Source organism: Solemya velesiana gill symbiont, assembly GCF_002020805.1.
GTDB lineage: Bacteria > Pseudomonadota > Gammaproteobacteria > Chromatiales > Chromatiaceae > Sedimenticola_A.
In genome coordinates this window covers 1-20,107 of sequence record NZ_MPRJ01000040.1, presented here as the reverse complement: position 1 = coordinate 20,107, position 20,107 = coordinate 1, and the positions used below count along the sequence as shown (strand labels likewise).

General features: G+C 54.2%; 20 protein-coding genes and 2 pseudogenes. 19 read left to right on the top strand and 3 right to left on the bottom strand.

Features of this window, described 5'->3' with window-relative positions; translation table 11 throughout:
- The first annotated feature begins 197 nt into the window (after nt 1-197).
- Both BOW53_RS07355 and BOW53_RS07350 read left to right on the top strand, forming a co-directional pair.
- A complete protein-coding gene (locus BOW53_RS07355) occupies nt 198-428 on the top strand; it encodes a hypothetical protein (protein WP_078487195.1) in 231 nt (76 codons plus the stop codon).
- A 143-nt stretch (nt 429-571) separates the two neighbouring features.
- On the top strand, nt 572-1,195 hold the full coding sequence (locus BOW53_RS07350; RefSeq protein WP_078487193.1) for a hypothetical protein: 624 nt from the start codon (nt 572-574) through the stop codon (nt 1,193-1,195).
- A 102-nt stretch (nt 1,196-1,297) separates the two neighbouring features.
- Here the strand turns inward: BOW53_RS07350 and BOW53_RS07345 are convergent, their stop codons facing one another.
- On the bottom strand, nt 1,298-1,720 hold the full coding sequence (locus BOW53_RS07345; RefSeq protein WP_078487191.1) for a hypothetical protein: 423 nt from the start codon (nt 1,718-1,720) through the stop codon (nt 1,298-1,300).
- A 22-nt stretch (nt 1,721-1,742) separates the two neighbouring features.
- Nucleotides 1,743-2,324, bottom strand: a complete 582-nt coding sequence (locus BOW53_RS07340; protein ID WP_078487189.1) for a TetR/AcrR family transcriptional regulator — start codon at nt 2,322-2,324, stop codon at nt 1,743-1,745.
- Between the two features lie 130 nt (nt 2,325-2,454).
- On the opposite strand from BOW53_RS07340, the gene BOW53_RS07335 reads away from it, so the two are divergent.
- The 4 genes from BOW53_RS07335 (at nt 2,455) to trpD (ending at nt 6,988) form a co-directional block, all read left to right on the top strand.
- Nucleotides 2,455-3,102, top strand: a complete 648-nt coding sequence (locus BOW53_RS07335) for a peroxiredoxin-like family protein (RefSeq protein WP_078487187.1) — start codon at nt 2,455-2,457, stop codon at nt 3,100-3,102.
- 240 nt (nt 3,103-3,342) lie between these two features.
- Nucleotides 3,343-4,521: a DesA family fatty acid desaturase gene (locus BOW53_RS07330; protein ID WP_078487186.1), complete on the top strand. Its 1,179-nt coding sequence runs from the start codon at nt 3,343-3,345 to the stop codon at nt 4,519-4,521.
- Between the two features lie 81 nt (nt 4,522-4,602).
- Nucleotides 4,603-5,847, top strand: coding sequence for a heme oxygenase-like domain-containing protein (locus BOW53_RS07325; RefSeq protein ID WP_078487184.1), 1,245 nt, complete (start codon nt 4,603-4,605; stop codon nt 5,845-5,847).
- Nucleotides 5,848-5,950: 103 nt separating this feature from the next.
- Nucleotides 5,951-6,988, top strand: coding sequence for an anthranilate phosphoribosyltransferase (gene trpD, locus BOW53_RS07320; protein ID WP_078487182.1), 1,038 nt, complete (start codon nt 5,951-5,953; stop codon nt 6,986-6,988).
- 135 nt (nt 6,989-7,123) lie between these two features.
- On the opposite strand, the gene BOW53_RS07315 is transcribed toward trpD, so the two are convergent.
- On the bottom strand, nt 7,124-7,516 hold the full coding sequence (locus tag BOW53_RS07315; protein WP_342748417.1) for a GNAT family N-acetyltransferase: 393 nt from the start codon (nt 7,514-7,516) through the stop codon (nt 7,124-7,126).
- A 188-nt stretch (nt 7,517-7,704) separates the two neighbouring features.
- Between BOW53_RS07315 and BOW53_RS07310 the strand changes: the two genes are divergently transcribed.
- From BOW53_RS07310 to BOW53_RS07260, 13 genes and pseudogenes are all read left to right on the top strand, one after another.
- On the top strand, nt 7,705-8,724 hold the full coding sequence (locus BOW53_RS07310) for a LapD/MoxY N-terminal periplasmic domain-containing protein (protein WP_078487180.1): 1,020 nt from the start codon (nt 7,705-7,707) through the stop codon (nt 8,722-8,724).
- 73 nt (nt 8,725-8,797) lie between these two features.
- Nucleotides 8,798-9,481, top strand: a complete 684-nt coding sequence (locus BOW53_RS07305; RefSeq protein WP_172838816.1) for an EAL domain-containing protein — start codon at nt 8,798-8,800, stop codon at nt 9,479-9,481.
- Nucleotides 9,482-9,720: 239 nt separating this feature from the next.
- Entirely contained in the window at nt 9,721-10,041 is a 321-nt protein-coding gene (locus BOW53_RS13195) for a cytochrome c3 family protein (RefSeq protein WP_245832036.1), read from the top strand.
- Nucleotides 10,042-10,356: 315 nt separating this feature from the next.
- Nucleotides 10,357-12,009 (top strand): molybdopterin-dependent oxidoreductase, encoded by a 1,653-nt coding sequence (locus BOW53_RS13190; protein WP_245832035.1) that lies wholly within the window; start codon nt 10,357-10,359, stop codon nt 12,007-12,009.
- Between the two features lie 45 nt (nt 12,010-12,054).
- Nucleotides 12,055-12,546: a hypothetical protein gene (locus tag BOW53_RS13185; protein WP_245832034.1), complete on the top strand. Its 492-nt coding sequence runs from the start codon at nt 12,055-12,057 to the stop codon at nt 12,544-12,546.
- The gene (locus BOW53_RS13180; protein WP_245832037.1) at nt 12,431-12,922 is read left to right on the top strand and encodes a molybdopterin dinucleotide binding domain-containing protein; all 492 of its coding nucleotides are present in this window, start codon (nt 12,431-12,433) and stop codon (nt 12,920-12,922) included. Before BOW53_RS13185 ends, BOW53_RS13180 begins: the two co-directional genes overlap by 116 nt.
- A 17-nt stretch (nt 12,923-12,939) precedes the next feature.
- A complete protein-coding gene (locus BOW53_RS07290; RefSeq protein ID WP_078487175.1) occupies nt 12,940-13,605 on the top strand; it encodes a 4Fe-4S dicluster domain-containing protein in 666 nt (221 codons plus the stop codon).
- Complete coding sequence (locus tag BOW53_RS07285) at nt 13,602-14,465, top strand: TorD/DmsD family molecular chaperone (protein ID WP_078487173.1); 864 nt, start codon at nt 13,602-13,604, stop codon at nt 14,463-14,465. Before BOW53_RS07290 ends, BOW53_RS07285 begins: the two co-directional genes overlap by 4 nt.
- Nucleotides 14,462-14,869, top strand: coding sequence for a c-type cytochrome (locus tag BOW53_RS07280; protein ID WP_078487171.1), 408 nt, complete (start codon nt 14,462-14,464; stop codon nt 14,867-14,869). Before BOW53_RS07285 ends, BOW53_RS07280 begins: the two co-directional genes overlap by 4 nt.
- Nucleotides 14,870-15,107: 238 nt before the next feature.
- Nucleotides 15,108-16,604: a thioredoxin-like domain-containing protein gene (locus BOW53_RS07275; protein ID WP_172838815.1), complete on the top strand. Its 1,497-nt coding sequence runs from the start codon at nt 15,108-15,110 to the stop codon at nt 16,602-16,604.
- Nucleotides 16,605-16,696: 92 nt separating this feature from the next.
- A pseudogene (locus BOW53_RS07270) lies at nt 16,697-17,587 on the top strand (phosphoribulokinase).
- Nucleotides 17,588-17,767: 180 nt separating this feature from the next.
- Nucleotides 17,768-19,912: a YgiQ family radical SAM protein gene (locus BOW53_RS07265; RefSeq protein WP_078487168.1), complete on the top strand. Its 2,145-nt coding sequence runs from the start codon at nt 17,768-17,770 to the stop codon at nt 19,910-19,912.
- Between the two features lie 97 nt (nt 19,913-20,009).
- Nucleotides 20,010-20,107: pseudogene (locus tag BOW53_RS07260) on the top strand (IS30 family transposase); the annotation flags it as partial.

The following is a 20,107-nucleotide window of genomic DNA, read 5'->3' as shown; positions in this document are numbered from 1 at the left end:
AACTGGAAAAAGAAAGTAATCTCAGGCCATAATCCGGCTATCTAGGCGGGTCAATATTAGATGCAAAACCTGGGTCAGTTTTAACTGCAAATCAACAATCCACCAGTTCAGGACGCCTTCAAGGACTACCAGCGTGGAAGGAGGGTAGGCCCGGCAATCAGCAGGTAGATGGCCTGGGCCTGGTTTATGGAGACTCAATGATACTGGATGTCCCACTCAGCGTTTTTGCCGCTGTAGTTCTGTTGATTCTGATGTCGCTGACGCTTACTTGCTTGACCTCCCTGTATCAGGAGGTCTTCCAGCGACTCCTGCGCGAAAAGGCCGAACAGCGTGATCTTATTGCGAGCTATTTAAGGTTTGTTGCCGATGTGACCATCACATTGGTTCTGGTTATGTTATTACTCATGAATATCTATGTTGTGGGGTGATGGGGTGTTTTTTCAGTGGGCAGAGTGGCACCACATTGTTCACACGAAATTTTCCAATTTCTTCTTCACCACGATTTGTAGTTTCAAGCCGCTGGCTATAATTGAGTAATGAAATATTGCGTTTTGTTGCTGGGAGGAACTTTGTGAACGAGGCGAATGCCCGCTATGAGTTTCGTGCCTTTGCCCATGATTTCGGTATTGTGGAGGATGCGATACGCCGACTTGCATCAGTGGTTGGTTATATGGAGAGTCGCGAGATCTATATCGTCTCCGCTGCTACAGATGAATATAATACCAAGGTACGTAACGCACTCTTGGATATAAAGGAGTTGATCAAGTGCGAGCGTGGCTTGGAGCAGTGGAGTCCACGGATAAAGAGAGCATTTCCTCTCGCACGGGAGACAATAGAGGAAGAAATACACCCTCTCTTGGGCGTGACAGTTACCGGGTTGGAGCGGCATGTTTATTCCCTCGAGCAGTATCTGGATGAAATAGTGACCCCGCACCCTGAATTATCAATCGTTAATGTGTACAAGCAGCGATCCGAGTTCGATATTGATGGTTGCACTACGGAGTTGGCAAACGTCTACATAAATGGAGCTCGTATAAAAAGCGCTTGTCTTGAATCAATCGATCCGGATCTTGTATTGGGTGTTCGTGAACGAACACGATTGAATCAATATGAGAACGTGAATTACCTGCTCGAGATAAAACGAGTTATCGGTATGGAACCGCTACCGGATGGCGTTTATTACAACGCAACCTGACATACAGAGAGAAGAACCTGGGTCTGTTTTGACAATCCCTTGGTGTAGGGCAATGAACGCTGATCATCTACCAGGGTTGGCGCCTATATAGAACTCACCGCTTCAACTGCCATTGCGGTAGTCGATTTCCAGGGCGGAAGGTTTCATTTTGTTGGCGGCAGGGGATGAGAACACCTGTTTGACCGGGAAGTTATTCGCAAACTCAACCGGGTCGCAGGAGTTGGACTCCACCACGTTGAAAAGAATATTCAGCCTTTCATCCACTGGGGTGCCTTGGGGTTTATCCTGCTCATAGAACAGTACCCGCTTTTTCACCACGCAGGTGAAGTAGACCTGCATCTCCACGACCAGGGGCTTGGAATGTTGGCTAAGGGCCTGTTCAGCGCGACCGGTCCAGCGTACTTCCACGCTATTCTCCCGTACCGTGGCATTTGCCCGGTGACAGAAGGGATTGCGCCTTCGGTCAATTGACCGAAGCACCCTGCTTGGGGTGGGGAGCTGAAAATAACCGGCGTTGATGTTCATTCAATGTGCTATTCGATGGGTTTCAATCGAGCAGTGTCAGGAGTTGATCGATTACCGCCTTGACCCGTTTTGGAGACGGGGCGGTCCCGCCGAGAACGCGCAGGCCCCAGATGCTGGACATCAGAAATGCAGCCAGGGGCCGGGGGGCCTTGTCTGTTCCCAGTTCTCCATTGGCCTGTGCAGCCTCAAGGTTGTTTCGGAACAGGGTTTCAATAGTGTTGAGATGATGGTTCACCCTCTCCAGGACAGCCGGGTTGCCGTGGCCAAGTTCCAGGGCAGTGTTCACCAGCAGGCAACTGCGCTTTGCCTTCGGATTGCCGGCGTCAGCAGTCAGTTGTCGGAAATAGTTGCGGATATCTTCAAGCGGTGAGTCGGTCGAGGCCAGCGCTTTCCCGATCCTTTTCGCGCTACGCTCGCCGTAGTGGTCAAGGGCGGCCAGAAAAAGTCCCTCCTTGGATTGGAATGCGGCGTACAGGCTGCCGGGCTTGACATCGGTGGTCTCTACCAGGTTGGCCATACTGGTGGCGCAATAACCCTGTTCCCAAAAGGCGTGCATCGCCTTCTCCAGGATATCTTCACGCTCGAACTGAATGGGTCGTGACATGCTGAAAACCTCATTTGTACCCCTTAAGTGTACTATTTTTGAGCGATTGCTCAAGATTGTTCTTGAATGATCGTTCAAAATAGTGAATTATTGTTGAACATTTGTTCAAAAACCAGCAGGAGCGAGACCCATGGGTGTTCTGAAAGACAATATCGATGCCTACAATGCCGCTAAGAAAGAGAAGGTTCCCCAAGAGATTCTGACTACCATGGCCCAGTGCACCGAAGAGCTGAAAGGCTCGGGCATTGAGAGCAGGGCGCTCAGGGCAGGCGATACCATGCCGGATTTCGAGTTGCACAACCAACATGGTGAAAGCAGGCGCCTGTCGGATTACCTTGCAGAATCGACAGTTGTGCTGAATGTCTACCGTGGCGGTTGGTGCCCATACTGCAACATGGAGATGAAGGCACTGCATGATGTCTTGCCGCAGATCGAGGCGCGTGGAGCCCGGCTGATCGGTTTGACCCCGGAAACGCCGGACAAGGCCATGTCCACCGCTGAGCGCAACGAGATTGAGATCGACATTCTGAGCGATGCCGGCAACAGGGTGGCCGAGCAGATGGGGTTGGTATTTGAGCTGCCGCAGGCCCTGCGCCCCATCTATGAAAAGATAGGAATCGACATCCCGGCCTACAATGGTGACGACAGTTTCAAACTCCCCGTGCCGGCCACTTACATTATCGGTCAGGATGGCGTGATCGTTTATGATTTCGTGAATGCGGATTACACCCTGCGTCTGGAACCCGCAGAGATTGTTTCAATGCTAACCGCGAATTGAGTTTTTTCGGGCAGGCCTCTGCATGGTTCAAGAGGCGCCTTTGCATAAGAGGCGCCTCTTGATCGGTTCAGACGTTGAATTAAAAAAGTTGGGAAATGAATCTTCCACCCTGATCGTGGTCTTACCTTAGATACACGCTTGTAAACCTATGCGCCAGGTACTTTTATTCGGTCAAGCCCCGAAGCAGTGACACCTGTCGTTACAGGCAAAGTTCCTCATCGCTCAGACAGGTTCTCCATAATGTTCAATGGCCTACTCGATTTCTCCTTGTGGGAATATGTCGCACTGACCCTGATTCTCACCCATGTCACCATCGTTTCGGTTACCGTCTTTCTTCATCGTCACCAGGCCCACAGGGCCCTTGAGCTGCATCCGGCATTAAGTCATTTCTTTCGCTTCTGGCTCTGGTTGACCACCGGAATGGTGACCCGCGAGTGGGTGGCCATTCATCGCAAGCATCACGCCAAGTGCGAAACCGAAGAGGACCCCCACAGCCCCCAGACCCGGGGACTCAGCAAGGTGCTGTGGCAGGGGGCGGAGCTCTACCGCGAGGAGGCCGCCAAAGTGGAAACCCTGGAGAAATACGGCAAGGGCACTCCTGGTGACTGGCTGGAGCGGAACCTTTATCAGCGTTACAACTATCTGGGCATCACATTCCTGGCCGTGATCCAATTTCTGCTGTTCGGTCCCGCGGGTATCGCCATCTGGGCTGTTCAGATGATCTGGATTCCATTCTGGGCTGCCGGTGTGATCAATGGTATCGGTCACTACTGGGGGTACCGTAACTTCGAGATCCCCAATACCGCAACCAATATCGTGCCCTGGGGCATCCTTATCGGCGGCGAGGAGTTGCACAACAATCATCACGCCTTCGGCAGCTCGGCAAAACTCTCAAATCGATGGTGGGAGTTCGACCTCGGGTGGTTCTACATCAGGCTTTTCTCATTGCTCGGCCTGGCACGGGTGCACAAGGTGGCGCCAAGGCGTGCATTTGCGGCAGAGCGTTCGCAGCTGGATATCGAAACGATCAAGGCCCTGACCGTGAATCGTCTGCAACTGCTCAGCGATTACCGGCGACAGGTACTGAAACCGGTGTTTCGTGTTGAGATCAGCCGGGCCAGGAAGCCCCTGCGCCGCCTCTATCGTAAGGCAAGACGTATGGCTCGCCTGGACGGTGCGCTGCTGAGTGAGGGGGATCGCAGGCAGTTGACCGAACTGCTCGGCAACAACTCAACCCTTGAGACCGTCTACCAGTTCAAGCTGCAACTGCAGGAGATATGGGAGCAGCACGCTGCAAATCACGAAATGCGACTCGAGGCGCTGAGAAAGTGGTCCGCCCAGGCCGAGTCTAGTGGTATCGCTGCGCTCGAGGAGTTTGTCTTGATCGTCAGGCGCTACGCCATGGTGCCTGCGCATTGACCAAATCCATTGCTTCTGCTGGGTCAGGAGTTCAGAATACGCTGATATTATCCTTGATCCAGATCAAGAATAGGCAGCAGTATGAATGATCAAGTAACCTCCCCAGGCAAAGCAAAACCCTTCTCAGACCTACTCCAGGAGACGCCCGAAGGTACTCCCATCCTGAATGATGGGGTACATCCCATGCCCGATCTGCTCTCCATGGATGCCGAGGCAGTGCTGGAGGCATTCAAGGTCAGTCAGCAGGAGGATTTTTCCAATATCATCAATCAGTTGGAAGATCCATTCAACACTCTGAATCAACTGCTTGGCGAGTTGCGGGAGATAGCCGAAAAGGAGGAGGGCAACCGGTTCAGCGAGCTCGATCTGTTTCGTACTGGCGCCCTGGGTGAGCTCTTCGTGGAACTGCACAATCACGTGATGGACCACCCGGTGTGGCGTCATCCATTCTTCCTGAGGGTATTCGAAGGCAACTTCAACGAACGGCAGCTTGCCCTGTTTGCCCAGCAGTACTTCAACCAGGTGAAGAATACCCGCCAGTGCGTTGCCCTGGCCCTGGGACGCTTCTCGGGGCTGATGCCGCTGCCCTACGGCTGTCTCAACGAACGGGTCTCGGAACTGGCACAGATCGTCCTCGCCCAACTGCTGGCGGACGAGTACGGGGTGGGGACCCACGCCATCGACGACTACCCCGATCTGCACGGCCTGCTCAGCTCCTCCACGCACATCGTGATGTATCGCAACCTGTTCGACGGCCTGGGTATCCCCTTCGAGGAGCAGGACGTGGCGATGCTGCCCGGCGTGGCGGACAACGTGCTGACCCAGCGCCTGCTCTCTGATCATCCCTCCTTCAACATGGTGGAGTCCCTCGCCTCGGTAGGCCTGGGCATGGAGTGGGGCGTGCCTGAATTCTTCAGCCTGCTGCTGGGGGGCATGATCCGCTGGGCCTGGCAGAACGATGTGCCGCTCACCCAACGTCACCTGATCGTCTTTATCGCCCACGTCCAATACGATGTGCTGCATGCCATCTCGGTGATGCTTGTCACCAGCTTCTTCAATCACGAGAACGATGCAGTAGCCCAGATCAAGCAGGCAACCAACACCCTGATGTCCAGTCGTTATTGCATGATGAGCGATCTGTATCGAAATGTCTTCGAGGAGGCGTGTGCCGATATTGACGGGATCGATTTGGCACCACAGTATCATCTGAAAGATCGTCGTATCGCCGATGCCCTGATGGACGCGCGCAAGCAGGTGTCGCCTGACCGGGTGATCGGTGGCGCCGACTACCAGCACAGCGAAAAGATACCCTTTGTCTTTTCCTGAGATATAAGCTGTGTAGGAGCGAACTTGTTCGCGATTGGCTCCGACTATTACGTCTAGGCTGTTCGCGAACCGGCTCCTACAGTAACCAGAAAGAGAGATACCGATGCAGGACTTTACCAGCGAAGCGGCTGAAGGTTTTCGTAAACGCCTGATTGCCACTGCCAAGGGGCGCCATGGTGCAAAGGATATGAGCCGGGAAGAGGCGAGCGAGGCGCTGAGCTTTCTTTTCTCAGCCGAGGCACATCCGGCCCAGGTAGGCGCTTTTCTTACGGCCATGCGCTTCAAGGGAACGAAGGTAGAGGAGATGAAGGGCTTTCTCGATGCCATGGAGAATACCGCGACCCTGATTTCGCCACAGGTCGACAACCTGGTGAACTGCAACGGTCCCTATGATGGGCGCAAAAAAGCGCTAAACCTGAGCGTGCCTGCAGCCATTGTTGCGGCTGCAGCAGGTGTCTCTGTGGTACTCCACTCCAATACCGGCCTGCCCCCCAAGGACGGCGTGACCAATGCCCGGCTGCTGGAGGCCATGGGCATGGCGGCGGCCCGTGAACCGGAACAGGTCGAGGGGGATATCGAACGGAAAGGCTTCGGCCACCTGCACGCCTCGCGATACCTGCATGGTGTGGAGCGGCTCAAGCCCTATCGCCAGTTGCTCTTCTACCGCACTTTTTTACATGCTTGCGAGGTGATGCTGAACCCTGCCGGGGCTAGGCGCTCCCTGATTGGCGCCGCACATGAATCTTTCCTCGAGCGTTTTGCCACCGCGGCCGGTGAACGTGGCCAGGAGCGGGTGATGGTGGTGCAAGGCCTGGACGGAGGTGACGAGTTACCCCTCGCACCGACTCCGGTGGTGGAGTATCGCGATGGCGTAATAGAGAAATACACCCTGTCTCCCACCGACTTTGGCATGCAAGAGAAACCGCACCATCCCTGCGAGACCCCCGACGAGACAGTACGCATGGTCAAAGCGGCACTGGAAGGCACTGATGAGACGCATCTGGATGCAGTTGCTTTCAATGCCGGCGTACGAATCCATCTCGGCGGAGGTGCGGGCTCCATCGAAGCGGGTATCAGCCTCGCGCGTGAAGCGCTCTCCAGTGGTGCGGCGGCTGACAAGCTGGTGGCATTGAAGGGCTGAATAGCCCGCCTCACACAGGCGATGTATTTCAGGTTACTGCTTAAGCCGCAGTTGGCTGCCCAGTATTGATGCGGAAGCTGTATCCATGCCGCTCGAATTCCAGCGAGTCATAGAATTTGTGGGCTTTTCCACGTTTCATGCTTGAAGAGAGCATCTCCTTGTAGCAGCCTTTTTTCCTTTCCTTTCCTTTCCTTTCCTTTCCTGCTCCAGGGCGAAAGTCATCATTTTTCGCCCGATGCCTTGTCCCTGAAGCTCCGGGGCGACGGCCACATCTTCGATTACCGCAGACGGTGCTCCCAAGTGTGCCAGGTTGTCCATGATGAGAAGGGCAAAGGTACCGACTATCCCGTTGTCTGCTTCAGCTACGTAAATGGCGTAACCGGGGTAAGCGGCCATGCGATTAAAAATATCATCGGCCTCGGAAGTGGAGAGCATGCGGCCATCATCCAGATCGGGCTGTGCATAGAGTGAGAGGATCTCCGGGATGTCCTGCTTGTTGGCGCGTCGGCATTGGATTGGGGTGTTCATATACCTTGTCGATCTGCGTTCTGTGGTCAATGATTAACCTATGTGGTGGAGAGATTGGAAGGCAGAATCATCACTGGAATCAAGGCGTTAAATTCCTGTTGATTTGAGTTGTACTCAAGCATCCACAATAAAATATATTCCTGCGGTATTGTCGTGTGATTACAACTGCCAACGATATGGAAAGATAAATGTCGCTATCCAAGCAATTGTTCATTTTGATCTCGTTGATGTTTCTCGGAATTTTCGCGGTTAATTACGTCAGCAGTGTCAAAAACATCCGAAGCTATCTGCAGGATGAGGCCCAGGTGCATGCCCAGAATACTGCCACCTCGCTGGGACTTTCCCTGAGCCCTTACATAGGGGACAAGTCCGACACGATTCTGGAAACGATGATCAACGCAATCTTCGACCGGGGTTACTATGGTGAGATCGTCCTTGAGGATAGTGAAGGCCAGGTCCTGGTTAAGAAGTCCAATCCCGAGACATTTCAGATCGTTCCCAACTTGTTCGTTAAATTGCTTCCCATGGAGATCAGTACCGCTGAATCGGAGATCAGTTCAGGCTGGACCATTGGCGGGGTGGTGCGTGTTTCGGTTCACCCCGGTATCGGTTACCTGAAGCTTTGGCGGCAGGCCAAGGATGCACTCTTCTACTCGGTGCTCGCCTTTATATTATCGATCGTTGCGCTTGGCGTTGTGATCAGGCTCCTGCTGCGCCCCCTGGACAGGATCAACAGTCTCGCCCTGGATATCGCAGATGGCAAATTTGGAACCATCAGTCCTTTGCCGTGGACTTCCGAGATACGCAACGTGGCTGGTTCCATGAACCGGATGTCTGACAAGATCGAGGGGATGATTTCGAAGCTCAATAAAAAGTTGGAAGGTGTGAGCAAGAAACTGGGGATGGATGAACTGGCCGGTCTTGAAAAGAAGTCTTTCTTCGAGACTGAGATGAAGAAGATGTTTGTCAGTACCAAGAAAGGCTACATCTTCATGATTCGCATACATGACCTGGGAGCCTTTGCCAAGGAAAACGACAGCTCAGCGGTGGACGAGTTTATCAAGACGTTTGTCGAACTGATCAAGGAAGTTGCTGGGGGAGTAAAGGATTCAGATATAAAACTCTTTCGTTTTTTGGACCAGAGTTTGCAGCAGTCGCTCATAACATGGGGCAGGCAGAGGCCGAGCAACTCTGTAAAGGCCTTGTAGATGGATTTCAGAAACTGGGTGAGAGGATAGCAGACAGAATATCGCGCATATAGGTGGCATAGCCTTCGATCCATTGGGTACACCTTCTGCTATTGTCTCCGCTGCGGCCGAGGCCTACGAAAAGGCAAGGTTGATCGGAGAGAACAGTTTTGCACTCTCCAAGGACAGCAGCAATGCACGCAGCAAGGATGAGTGGCGGGCGCTTGTTGATGATGTTGTGATAGAGCAGCGTTTTGAAATTGAACAGATCGAGCAGGCCTATGCACTGGCAGGTGACCAGGCCGGCAGCCTGGTATTCGAAGAGGCGGTTTCCAAGGTCTATGACGAAGCCGGCGAGGCACTCCCGATTGGAACCTTTGTAGCTGTTGCCGAAGACACCGGCAATATTTCCCTGTTTGACATGAATGTGCTCAAGCGGGTCGTCAAGCATATCAAGGAGAGTCAGCTGGTACACGATATCGCTGTCAATCTTTCTTTCAGTTCAATGTCAGACACTGCATTCAGGTCTGAACTCTATGGTTTGCTGACTGAGAACAGCGATGCAGCGGCCCATCTTGTCTTCAGTGTTACGGCCTACAGTGCAGCAAAGGATTTTGAAGTCTTCAAATCCTTTATCAACCTGGTCCATCGATGCGGGTCCAAAGTGATAATGAAGCGGTTCGAGGCACGCTTTGTCAGCCTGGAACTAAACCCAGCCTGTTCACTGGAAATCCCCAGCATGGATGCTTCAGGGCGCAAGGATGCGCCCTTTTCATAATCAACTCCCACATCAAGGCGATGCGATCAGCATCATTATGGCGAGGCGAGAGCTATGAAGTTGGAAAAACTAGTTACATTTGCTGCCCTTCTTGTTGCCCTGTCACTACTGGCAGGTAACGGGGCTTTTGCGGCTGATACCGTGAAAGTGGGTTATGAAAATGCACGATAGCACCCGATCCATTTCAAGCCGGCCATTGATGATGCCACTGATAAACAGTGCCTGGAGTGTCCCAGGAGGTGCTCGAGAGAAAACCGCTCAAACAGTCGCCGGCTGGAGTAAAAGCATCTGACGCCTTGGCCTGGTACCAGACGCTGAGCACCTATGAAGGGGAGCAGGATACCTTTCATCGTCGTCACCTGGTTACGCCCTTGGCAAAAGAAGTGATGGCGATGAAATGCAACACCTGTCACCAGGGGGATGATCCGCGCGAAGAGGCGCAGATCCCGCCAGATCACTCCAACAGGGATTTCACCCTGCGCAAGTCAGTTAACCCGGAAATCTGCCTGATGTGCCATGGCGCCAGCCCTTACAAGCTCATGGGTCTGCCCACTCCCTAGACTGAGTCCCGCAGCATGTTTCAGAACAATTGTCTGCTATGCCATGCAGGTGTGCGCACTACCAGGCACTAGGTCAATTATCTCAAGGCGGATGCCATCGAGGAGGCCGGTAAGAAAGATTCCGATGTCTGTTACGGCTGCCATGGTGGTCGCCAATGGTATCGCATCTCTTACCCTTATCCGCGTCATGCCTGGAAAGGGATGCCAAAAGATATTCCCGAGTGGGCGAAAGACCGGCCAACCGAGTCGGAGCCGCGCTTCCAGATCAAAACCAGGCAGGCCGCGAAGTAGTCTTCTGCTGACGAAGAGGTAAGGATGAGCAAAAACAAAACAGACAATGATCTATCCGAACGCCTGAATCTGACGCGGCGTTCATTTCTTAAAACTACCGTGGCGGGAGGCGCTGCTGTCGCCGCCGGTGGTCTTGTCGAAATGAAGACTGCCAAGGATGCCAAGGCATTCGCCTACGAACCTTATCCGAAAGATGACGAACTGCAGACCGTGGTTACCAGTTGTGCCCATAACTGCGGATCCCGTCACATGCTGGTTGCACACAAATGGAAAGATGTGATCGTGCGTCTCTCGACCGATGATGGTCGTTACCAGCGTGGTGGCTACTTCGGTAAGGATGGTAACGCAGAGCCGCAGCTCAGGGCCTGCCTGAGGGGGCGTTCATACCGCCAGCGACTCTACTCTGCCGAGCGCCTGCTCTATCCCATGATACGGGTTGGCGAACGGGGGGAGGGCAAGTTCAAACGCGTCTCCTGGGGCGAGGCCCTGGACTTTGTGGCCAAGAAGATGGTCTATCTCAAGGATACCTATGGACCGACGGCACTGCTCGATCAGAGTTATGCCGGTGCCTCCTACGGTGTGCTGCACAAGTCTGATCAGATCGAGGGCCTGTTAGCCCGTTTTCTCGGCATGTTTGGAAGCCGCACAAGCTCCTGGTCGGTGCCTTCCTACCAGGCGACGACCTTCAGTTCACGCATAACCTTCGGCACCATCGAGGACGGCAACGAAGATGATGCCTTTGCCCACTCCAAGCTGATGATCATGTGGGGCTGGAATCCAGCCTACACATTCCACGGTGGCAACACCTTCATGTACATGCGGATGGCCAAGCAGCGCGGATGCAAATTCGTGCTGATCGATCCCCAGTACACGGACAGTGCGGCTGCATACGATGCCTGGTGGATTCCGATCAAGCCCAATACCGATGCCGCCATGATGGCTGGAATGGCTCACTATATCTTTACCAATGACATGCATGACCAGGCCTTCATCGATAAGTTCTGCCAGGGCATGGATGCTGGCACCATGCCGGGTTGGGCAAAAGATAAGGAGAACTTCAAAAACTACATCCTGGGCAAGTATGACGGTGAGCCCAAGACGCCGGAATGGGCAGAGAAAATATGCGGTGTGCCGGCCAAGGACATCAAGAAGCTGGTTGTCATGTATGCCAAGACCAAGCCCGCTGCGCTCAAGGCTTCATGGGCGCCGGGTCGCAACGCTTACGGTGAGCAATACAACCGCATGGCAGCAGCACTGCAGGCAATGACCGGCAATATCGGTATCCTGGGCGGTTGCGCCGAAGGTGTCGGAAAAGCCTGGCACGCCGAGGCGGTGGCCTACCCCTACGATCAGTATTCAAATATCTGGTTCCAGTCGATCAAGTCGGACCGCTGGGCCCACTGCGTGCTCAACTACCCCAACGTGAAATGCGAGGACATCGGGCTCTGGCAGCGCGACGATCAGACCGACGGACAGATTCCCAACATCAAGGGGATCTTCTGGCAGGGTTCGGACTGGTTCAACCAGCTCACCAATATCAATAAAGAGATTGAGGCGATGAAGAAGATGGAGCTGGTAGTCTGCATGGACTCCACCATCACGCCTTCCGGTCTCTATGCTGATGTTCTGTTACCCATCGCCACTCACTTTGGGCGCCACGACGTGGCCTTGCCCTGATACAAGGGGCATTACTATATCCATCGTCCCAAGGTGATCGAGCCGATGGGTGAGTCGAAGACCGACTTCCAGGTCTTCACCGAACTGGCCTACCGTATTGGTGGCGATGTGTTTGGTCGCGCCTTCGATCCAAAGGCCAACCGGGACTATTTTCATGTCAACGATAACGTTGACGAGGCCTATTTGCGTGAGTGGTGGGAGACCAAGGTAATACCCCACCAGCATGTGAATATGTCGTGGGACGAGTTCAAGCAGCGGGGGGTCTACAAGTTCATCCTCGACCAGCCCCACGTGGCGTTCCGGGACCAGATCGAAAACGGTGCGAGGTTCCAGACACCGTCAGGCAAGATCGAGATCCTCGCTACATCACTCGCTCAAATCGCGGATTGGAAGAAAACGATGTATGGCTCGGAGAGCCCCTATATTCCGAAGTGGATCGAGCCCTGGGAATCCCTCAACAGCCCGAAAACCGAGAAGTATCCATATCCACCTGATATTACCACACCCGCGCTGGCGTACGCACTCCATTTTCAATAACTGCAGCTGGCTGCGTGAAACCTATGAACAGGAGGTAACGGTGAACGCCTCCGATGCGAAAAAACTGGGCATCAAAACAGGTGGCACGGTGGAGATCAGGAACGACCGCGGCAAGTGCGTGGTGCCGGTCTACCTGACCGAGCGCTGCATGCCCGGTGTGGCAGTGCTGCATGAGGGGGCCTGGATCGACCTGGACGAGAATGGTGTTGACCGTGCCGGAAACCCCGACATGCTGACACTGGATGAGCCCAGCCCTGCCGGGGCATTCGCCTACAACACCGTGCTCTGCGAGATAAAGAAGACGGATCTCGAGCATCGCCCGGGGTGGGACAAGCTGGCTACATCACGCGCCCACGTCTTTCGGCGTGATCTTTGATCTTGGAGGGAAAAATAATGTCAGAAACAAAAGACAAGACCAAGATAAAAGAAGCCGTTAAGCGTCGCAAGCGTGAGAGCTATACCCCTGTAAAGCCGGAAAAGCAGTTCGGGTTTATTCACAATAATGTTGACTGTATCGGTTGTCGCGCCTGCGAGATCGCCTGCAAAGACAAGAACGGACTGCCTGCAGGTCCGCGCTTCAGACGCGTGCAGTATGTCGAGGGTGGAACATACCCCGATGTGTTCGCATACAAGGTCAACATGTCCTGTAACCACTGCAGTGAGCCTGCCTGTCTTCCGACCTGTCCTACCTGCGCTATCTTCAAGCGAAAGCAGGATGGCATTGTCGATATCGACTCGACGCTGTGCATCGGTTGCAGGCGTTGTGAAGCGGCCTGTCCCTTTGGAGCGCCGCAGTTCGATCCCTACGACAGCATCGTCAAGAAGTGCAACATGTGCGTGGATGAGATCGATGCCGATTGTAAGCCTTACTGTGTCATGGCCTGCATGATGCGCGTGCTGGATATAGGTCCGGTTGAGGAGATCTGGAGTGGCGAGCTGGAAACCGTCGCCATCGGGCCTAATGACAAGGTCACCCGCCAGGTCAAGAACATGTCGAATATCGATTTGACTAAACCTTCCATCGGTTTTGTGGCTCATAGCAAAGGTAAGGTCAAATGAAAGAGCAGCCAGTGATCAGCAGTAGTTCGAAAACATCCGAGATGCTGGAGTCGCTCTGCAGTGTGGTAACCGATGATATGGCCATGCTGGCATCCCTGCATGACCGGGAACCCGACCGGCAGCTGTTGCAGCTCCTGAGCGAGGAGCATTTTCCCGAAGGGCTCGGTTTCAGACTGATAGGTGAGGATGGAAACCGGGCACTGGATTTCATGAACCAGGCCCGTGCAGCACTGTCGGATGAGATTGACCAGGTCACCCTCGATGAACTGGCGGCTGACTATGCCGACATCTACCTGAACTACACCATTCAGGCGTCCCCCCAGGAGTCGGTCTGGACAGACGATGAGAACCTTGCCTGCCAGGAGAGCATGTTCCAGGTGAGGAGCTGGTACTCACGCTACGGCCTGATGGCCGAAGACTGGCGTATAAGGCCGGATGGCCACCTGGTTCTGCAGCTTCAGTTTCTCGCGCACCTCTTTTCAATGGATGAGCTGGCACAACATCTCGGAGATATTGCCCGCTTCATGGATGAACACCTGTTGCGCTGGGTGACCCCTTTTGCTGAACGCGTATCGAGGCGCTGCCGGACCCCGTATTTTGCCGGTGTTGCGATGCTGACCTCCGCCTATTGTGAAGAGCTTAGGGATCTCCTGGCATCCATCCTGGATGAACCCAGGCCAACATCCAAAGAGGTTGAAGAACGGATGCGGCCTATCCGGCAGCAGGCAGAGGAGGCACCTGTCAGTTTCATGCCGGGCATGGGGCCTGCGGAGTTGAATGAAGGACGGCGATGTCTACGGACAACGCTGTTCAATTATAAAAGCAATATTAAACAGCACCGAAAGGAGAAGAAGGAATGAGAAAGATACACCCAATTGCCTGCAGCCTGTCACTGGCCGGGCTTCTGATTTCCGTGGCCCCAGGGGTTCACGCAGATGCGGCTGCAGGTAAGGCCGTCTATGACGGCAAAGGCGCATGTGCCAGCTGCCATGGCGTAACAGGCAAAGGCGATAGCCCGGCTGCTGCAGCCCTGAATCCAAAGCCACGCAGCTTTTCTGAAGGTGTCTTCAAATATGATACCGATGGCGATGGCGATGGCGATGGCGATGGCGATGGCAAGGCCGGTACGGATACCGATCTTTTCAACATCATCAAAGACGGTTCGGCGAAATATGGCGGTGCTGCCACCATGCCGTGTCGTGCAGATATCCCGGATGCCGAGATCCAGGCGTTGGTTGCCTACATCCGGGCACTCAAAAACTGATACCTCCCTGTAGCGAGTACGCTCCCTTTTGGGCCTCTTGGCATCGCCCCCTTTGGCGTTGATGACAAGAGGCCGTTTTTTGCCTGAGGTTCATACTTCAAGGATATTCAATCAAGTCCTAAACTATTCAGTTAGTCATAGCCCTTTGGTATACGAGATGAATTGCATCCATACCGCATTGAAATCCCCTCAGCGGAAGATACTTGCTTTGCTTTGCTTTGCTTTGCTTTGCTTTGCTTTGCTTTGTCTGTTTGTCAGCATACCGGGACATGGTGAGAACATTCCCGCGCCGGAGTTTCCAGAAAAACTCCAGTGGCTCAATGTTTCACGGCCCTTGACCCTTGATGACCTGAAAGGGCGGGTCACCATTCTCGACTTCTGGACCTATGGCTGTATCAACTGCCTGCATGTTGTAGAAGAGTTGTGGGAACTGGAAAAGAAATACGGCGATTCACTGCTTGTGATCGGTGTTCACTCACCCAAGTTCTCCAATGAACGCCGCATGGATACCCTTCGCAGAATTCTGCTGCGATACGATCGCCAGCATCCGGTAATCCAGGATCGTGACCTGGAACTTATGCAAATCTACGGCGTTCGTGCCTGGCCGACACTAATGGTGATCGACACAAAGGGTATGGTCATCGGTTACCTGGCCGGTGAAGGTCATGGAGAGCTGCTCGATGATTATATCGCCAAGCTGCTGAAAGCGCGGGATACAGATACTGTTCCTCCCGCGTTGCCGCTTCAGCCCGAAGCAATGCGAATTGCCGACCAACCGTTGGCGGCGCCGGGAAAGATCATCAGCAGTGAAGGTGATCTGATCATCAGCGATACACTGCATCATCGCATTATCGTGACCAGGGAGCATGATGATGAATCGCGCATCATTGGAGAAGGTGTCGCCGGTTTCAGGGACGGCCCTCTTGAGCAGGCACGGTTTGCATACCCCCAGGGCATGGTCAGGGCAGGAGAGAGCCTCTTTGTAGCGGATACAGGCAATCATGCCTTGCGGCATGTTGATCTCAACAAGGGCACTGTAAGCACCATAGCGGGCATCGGTGAAGTGGGTTATGAACTCCATCCATCTTCCAATGCCACGTCAGTCAGCCTGCGATCACCCTGGGATCTGGCGCTTCTGGATAGCAATCTCTATATCGCCATGGCGGGTTCCTACCAGGTATGGCGCCTGGATCTGGACACCGGAAAGATCGAGCCCTTTGCCGGCTCGGGGAAAGAGGGGCTTGAAAACGGCGCCTTGAAAGAGGCGACATTCAGTCAGCCCAGTGGCCTGGCACTCTCCGGCAGGCGCCTGTATGTGGCCGATGCAGAGGCATCCGCCATCCGGGAGATCGACCTGGAAACCAGGACAGTAAAAACGCTGCTGGGCACAGGCCTGTTCGACTTTGGCGATGAGGACGGGGTGCGTAGTGAAACCAAGCTGCAGCACCCGTTGGCTGTGTCGGTCCTGGATAAGAATCAACTGCTTATAGCGGATACCTATAATCACAAGATCAAGGTCTACGAGCTGGAAACGGGAAAGACCAGGACCCTGGTCGGCAACGGGCAGCCGGGAGATGGCACAGAGATTGTTGGAGCCAGTCTAAATGAGCCCGGAGGCATTGCGGTGAACGGTGACAGGGTATGGGTTGCCGATACCAACAATGACCGCATTATCCGCTTCGACAGGGCAGGCAAACGCCTCATTTCCTGGTCTCCCCATAAGAAAAAAAGATGATTCAGGGTTGCCAATTTGGTGTATACCTATAAACCCTATAAAAAATAGAAGATATAAGGGTCTCTTAAATGGCCCAAGAGAGAGAGGAAAATATGTCCAAGAAGCATCCCATTATTGCGGTCACCGGTTCGTCCGGGGCCGGTACATCCATAGTCAAGAGTGCTCTCGAGCACATTTTTCAACGGGTCGGCGCCAATGCCGCATTTGTCGAAGGCGACAGCTTTCATCGCTATAACCGCAAGGAGATGAAGAAGGAGCTGGAGAAGGCCAACAACGAGGGCCGCAATCTCAGCCATTTCGGTCCGGAGGGTAATATCTTCGATAAACAGCAGGAGTTGTTCCGCAGCTATGCCGAGACCGGTACCGGTATGCGTCGACGCTATGTGCACGATGAACACGAGGCAGCCTTGTATGGTTCAAAGCCCGGAACCTTCACAGAGTGGGAGGAACTGCCGTCAGGGTCAGATCTGCTCTTCTATGAAGGACTGCACGGCGGTGTGGTATGAGATGGCAACAACATGGCAGACGAGGTGGATCTCCTGATCGGTGTTGCCCCTACCATCAACCTGGAGTAAATCCAGAAAATCAACCGGGATACCAGCGAACGCGGCTACCAGTCCGAAGCGGTGATCGACAATATCCACAGGCGGATGTATGGCTATATGCACTACATCATGCCCCAGTTCGAACACACCCATATCAATTTTCAGCGCATTCCCCTGGTAGATACCTCCAATCCCTTCATGGTGCGCAACATCCCAAGCCCGGATCAGAGTCTCGTACTGATCCACTTCCTCAAGGACAAGCCGTCCGTGGAGTACAAGCTGAACCTGCGCGGACTGATCGAGGGCTCTTTTATCACGGGTTTCAATACGCTGGTTATCCCCGGTGGCAAGATGATGTACGCCATGGAGCTGATCCTGACCCAGCGCATCCTCGACCTGATGAAAAATCGCAGTAACGTGGGTGATATCGGGATGTAACCTGCATTTTTCGAAAACTCCCTCTCCCCGGGTGGGAGAGGGCAGGGGTGAGGGGAATCAAAAACAAATCCATCACCGATAACCCCAAGATTCCCATGGGGTCATGACAGCATTCGGGCATCCCACCGAGAGAGCCTTATCCGCTATAATCCGCTTTTAGCCAGATAATTTTCTCTCTCCATGCACACAGCCCCCGATCTCTTCTCCTACCGCCAGTACTGGGCAAAACGCTTCGGTACCGCGCCGGTATTACCCATGTCCCGGGAAGATATGGATGAACTGGGCTGGGACAGCTGCGACATCATCATCGTCACCGGTGATGCCTACGTGGATCATCCCAGCTTCGGCATGGCATTGATCGGCAGGCTGCTGGAGTCCCAGGGCTTCCGGGTGGGCATCATTGCCCAGCCGGACTGGAAATCCCCGGACGACTTCCGCAGGCTCGGCAAGCCGAACCTCTTCTTTGGCATCACCGCCGGCAACATGGACTCCATGGTCAACCGCTACACGGCTGAGCTGCGGATTCGCTCCAATGATGCCTATACACCGGACGGGGAGGGCGGCAAACGCCCCGACCGCTCGGTGGTGGTCTACGCCCAGCGAGCGAGAGAGGCATTCAAGGGTGTACCGGTCATCGTCGGTGGCATCGAGGCGAGCCTTCGCCGCATCGCCCACTACGACTACTGGTCGGACAAGGTGCGCCGTTCGATGCTGCCCGACTCCAAGGCCGACATGCTGATCTACGGCAATGCCGAAAGGGCGGTGGTGGAAATGGCACACCGGTTGGCGAATGGAGAGAAGATTGTCGAGATCACAGATGTTCGCGGCACCGGCTTCATGCGCCAGGATCTGCCCGAAGGCTGGACCGAAATCGACTCCACCACGATCGATGAGCCGGGGCCGGTGGATGCAAAGCCCGATCCCTACGCGGCTTCTCCAGAATGTGGAAAGACAGAAACCACTGATCGCAAGATCGTGTCGTTTCACAAGCGCCCCAAGGGCATGGATCGCAGCCGTACCGTAGTGCGGTTGCCCTCCTATGACCAGGTGCTCGACGATCCGGTGATCTATGCCCACGCCTCCAGGGTGTTTCACCTGGAAACCAATCCCGGGAATGCACGTGCCCTGGTGCAACAACACGGCAAGCGTGATGTCTGGCTCAACCCGCCACCGCTGCCTTTGACCACCAAGGAACTGGATCGACTCTACGAGTTTCCCTACACCCGGATGCCTCACCCCAGCTATGGTGACGCAAAGAACCCCGCCTGGGAGATGATCTGTTTCTCCATCCCCATCATGCGGGGCTGTTTCGGTGGCTGCACCTTCTGCTCCATCACCGAGCACGAGGGACGCATCATCCAGAGCCGTTCAGAAGATTCGGTCATTCATGAGATCGAGACCATCAGGGACACCATGCCGGGATTCACTGGCACCATCTCGGATCTCGGCGGTTCCACGGCCAATATGTACAACATGCGCTGTGAAAGCGAGAAGATCGAGTCCAGCTGCCGGCGCCTCTCCTGTGTCTTTCCAGACATCTGCAGCCACATGCAGACTTCTCACAAGCCATTGATCAGCCTCTATAGAAAGGCGCGTAAGCTCAAAGGGGTGAAGCGTGTATTGATCGCCTCGGGCCTTCGCTACGACTTGGCCGTACGTGACCCGGAATACATCAAAGAACTGGTTGCCCACCACGTGGGTGGCTACCTGAAGATTGCACCGGAACATACCGAGGATGGACCCCTGCAGATGATGATGAAGCCTGGAATCGGCACCTACGACAAGTTCAAACGCCTGTTCGACAAGTACTCCAAGGAAGCAGGGAAAGAGCAGTACCTGATTCCCTACTTCATCGCAGCACACCCGGGAACCAGCGACAAGGACATGCTCAACCTGGCTCTTTGGTTGAAGCACAATGACTTCAGGCCTGACCAGGTACAGGCCTTTCTGCCCACACCCCTGGCCATCGCCTCGGCCATGTATCACACCAAGCGTAATCCCCTGCGCAAGATCAACCGAAAAGGCAAATCAGTGGATGTGCCCAGTGGCACCCGCCAGCGCCGTCTGCATAAAGCTTTTTTGCGTTACCACGATCCCGACAACTGGCCCCTCCTGCGCGAAACACTCAAGAAGATGGGCCGGGCCGATCTCATCGGCAACGGCAAGAAACACCTGGTGCCTGCCTGGCAGCCTGCGGGTACGACGGGTGGCAAACTGACAGCACCTGCCAAGGTGCGTACAGGTTCTCCAAAGAAAAAAACTACGAGAAAGAAATCGACAGCCCGTCGTAATACAGGGAAGAAGACCGGTAGAAGGCAACGGTAGTAATACTCACCCTGTCAAATGCGTTTTCCAGGATGTAAGTATTTTGAATTAGTAATGGCCATGAATCAAAATCCACCGAGTCTCACAGAATTTAATACGCATTGGTGACTGGGAGGGTGATACTGTCATTGGCAAGGGGCGCAAAAGCGCACTATTGACGATGGTGGAGCGAAAAACACTGTATACCGTGATTGT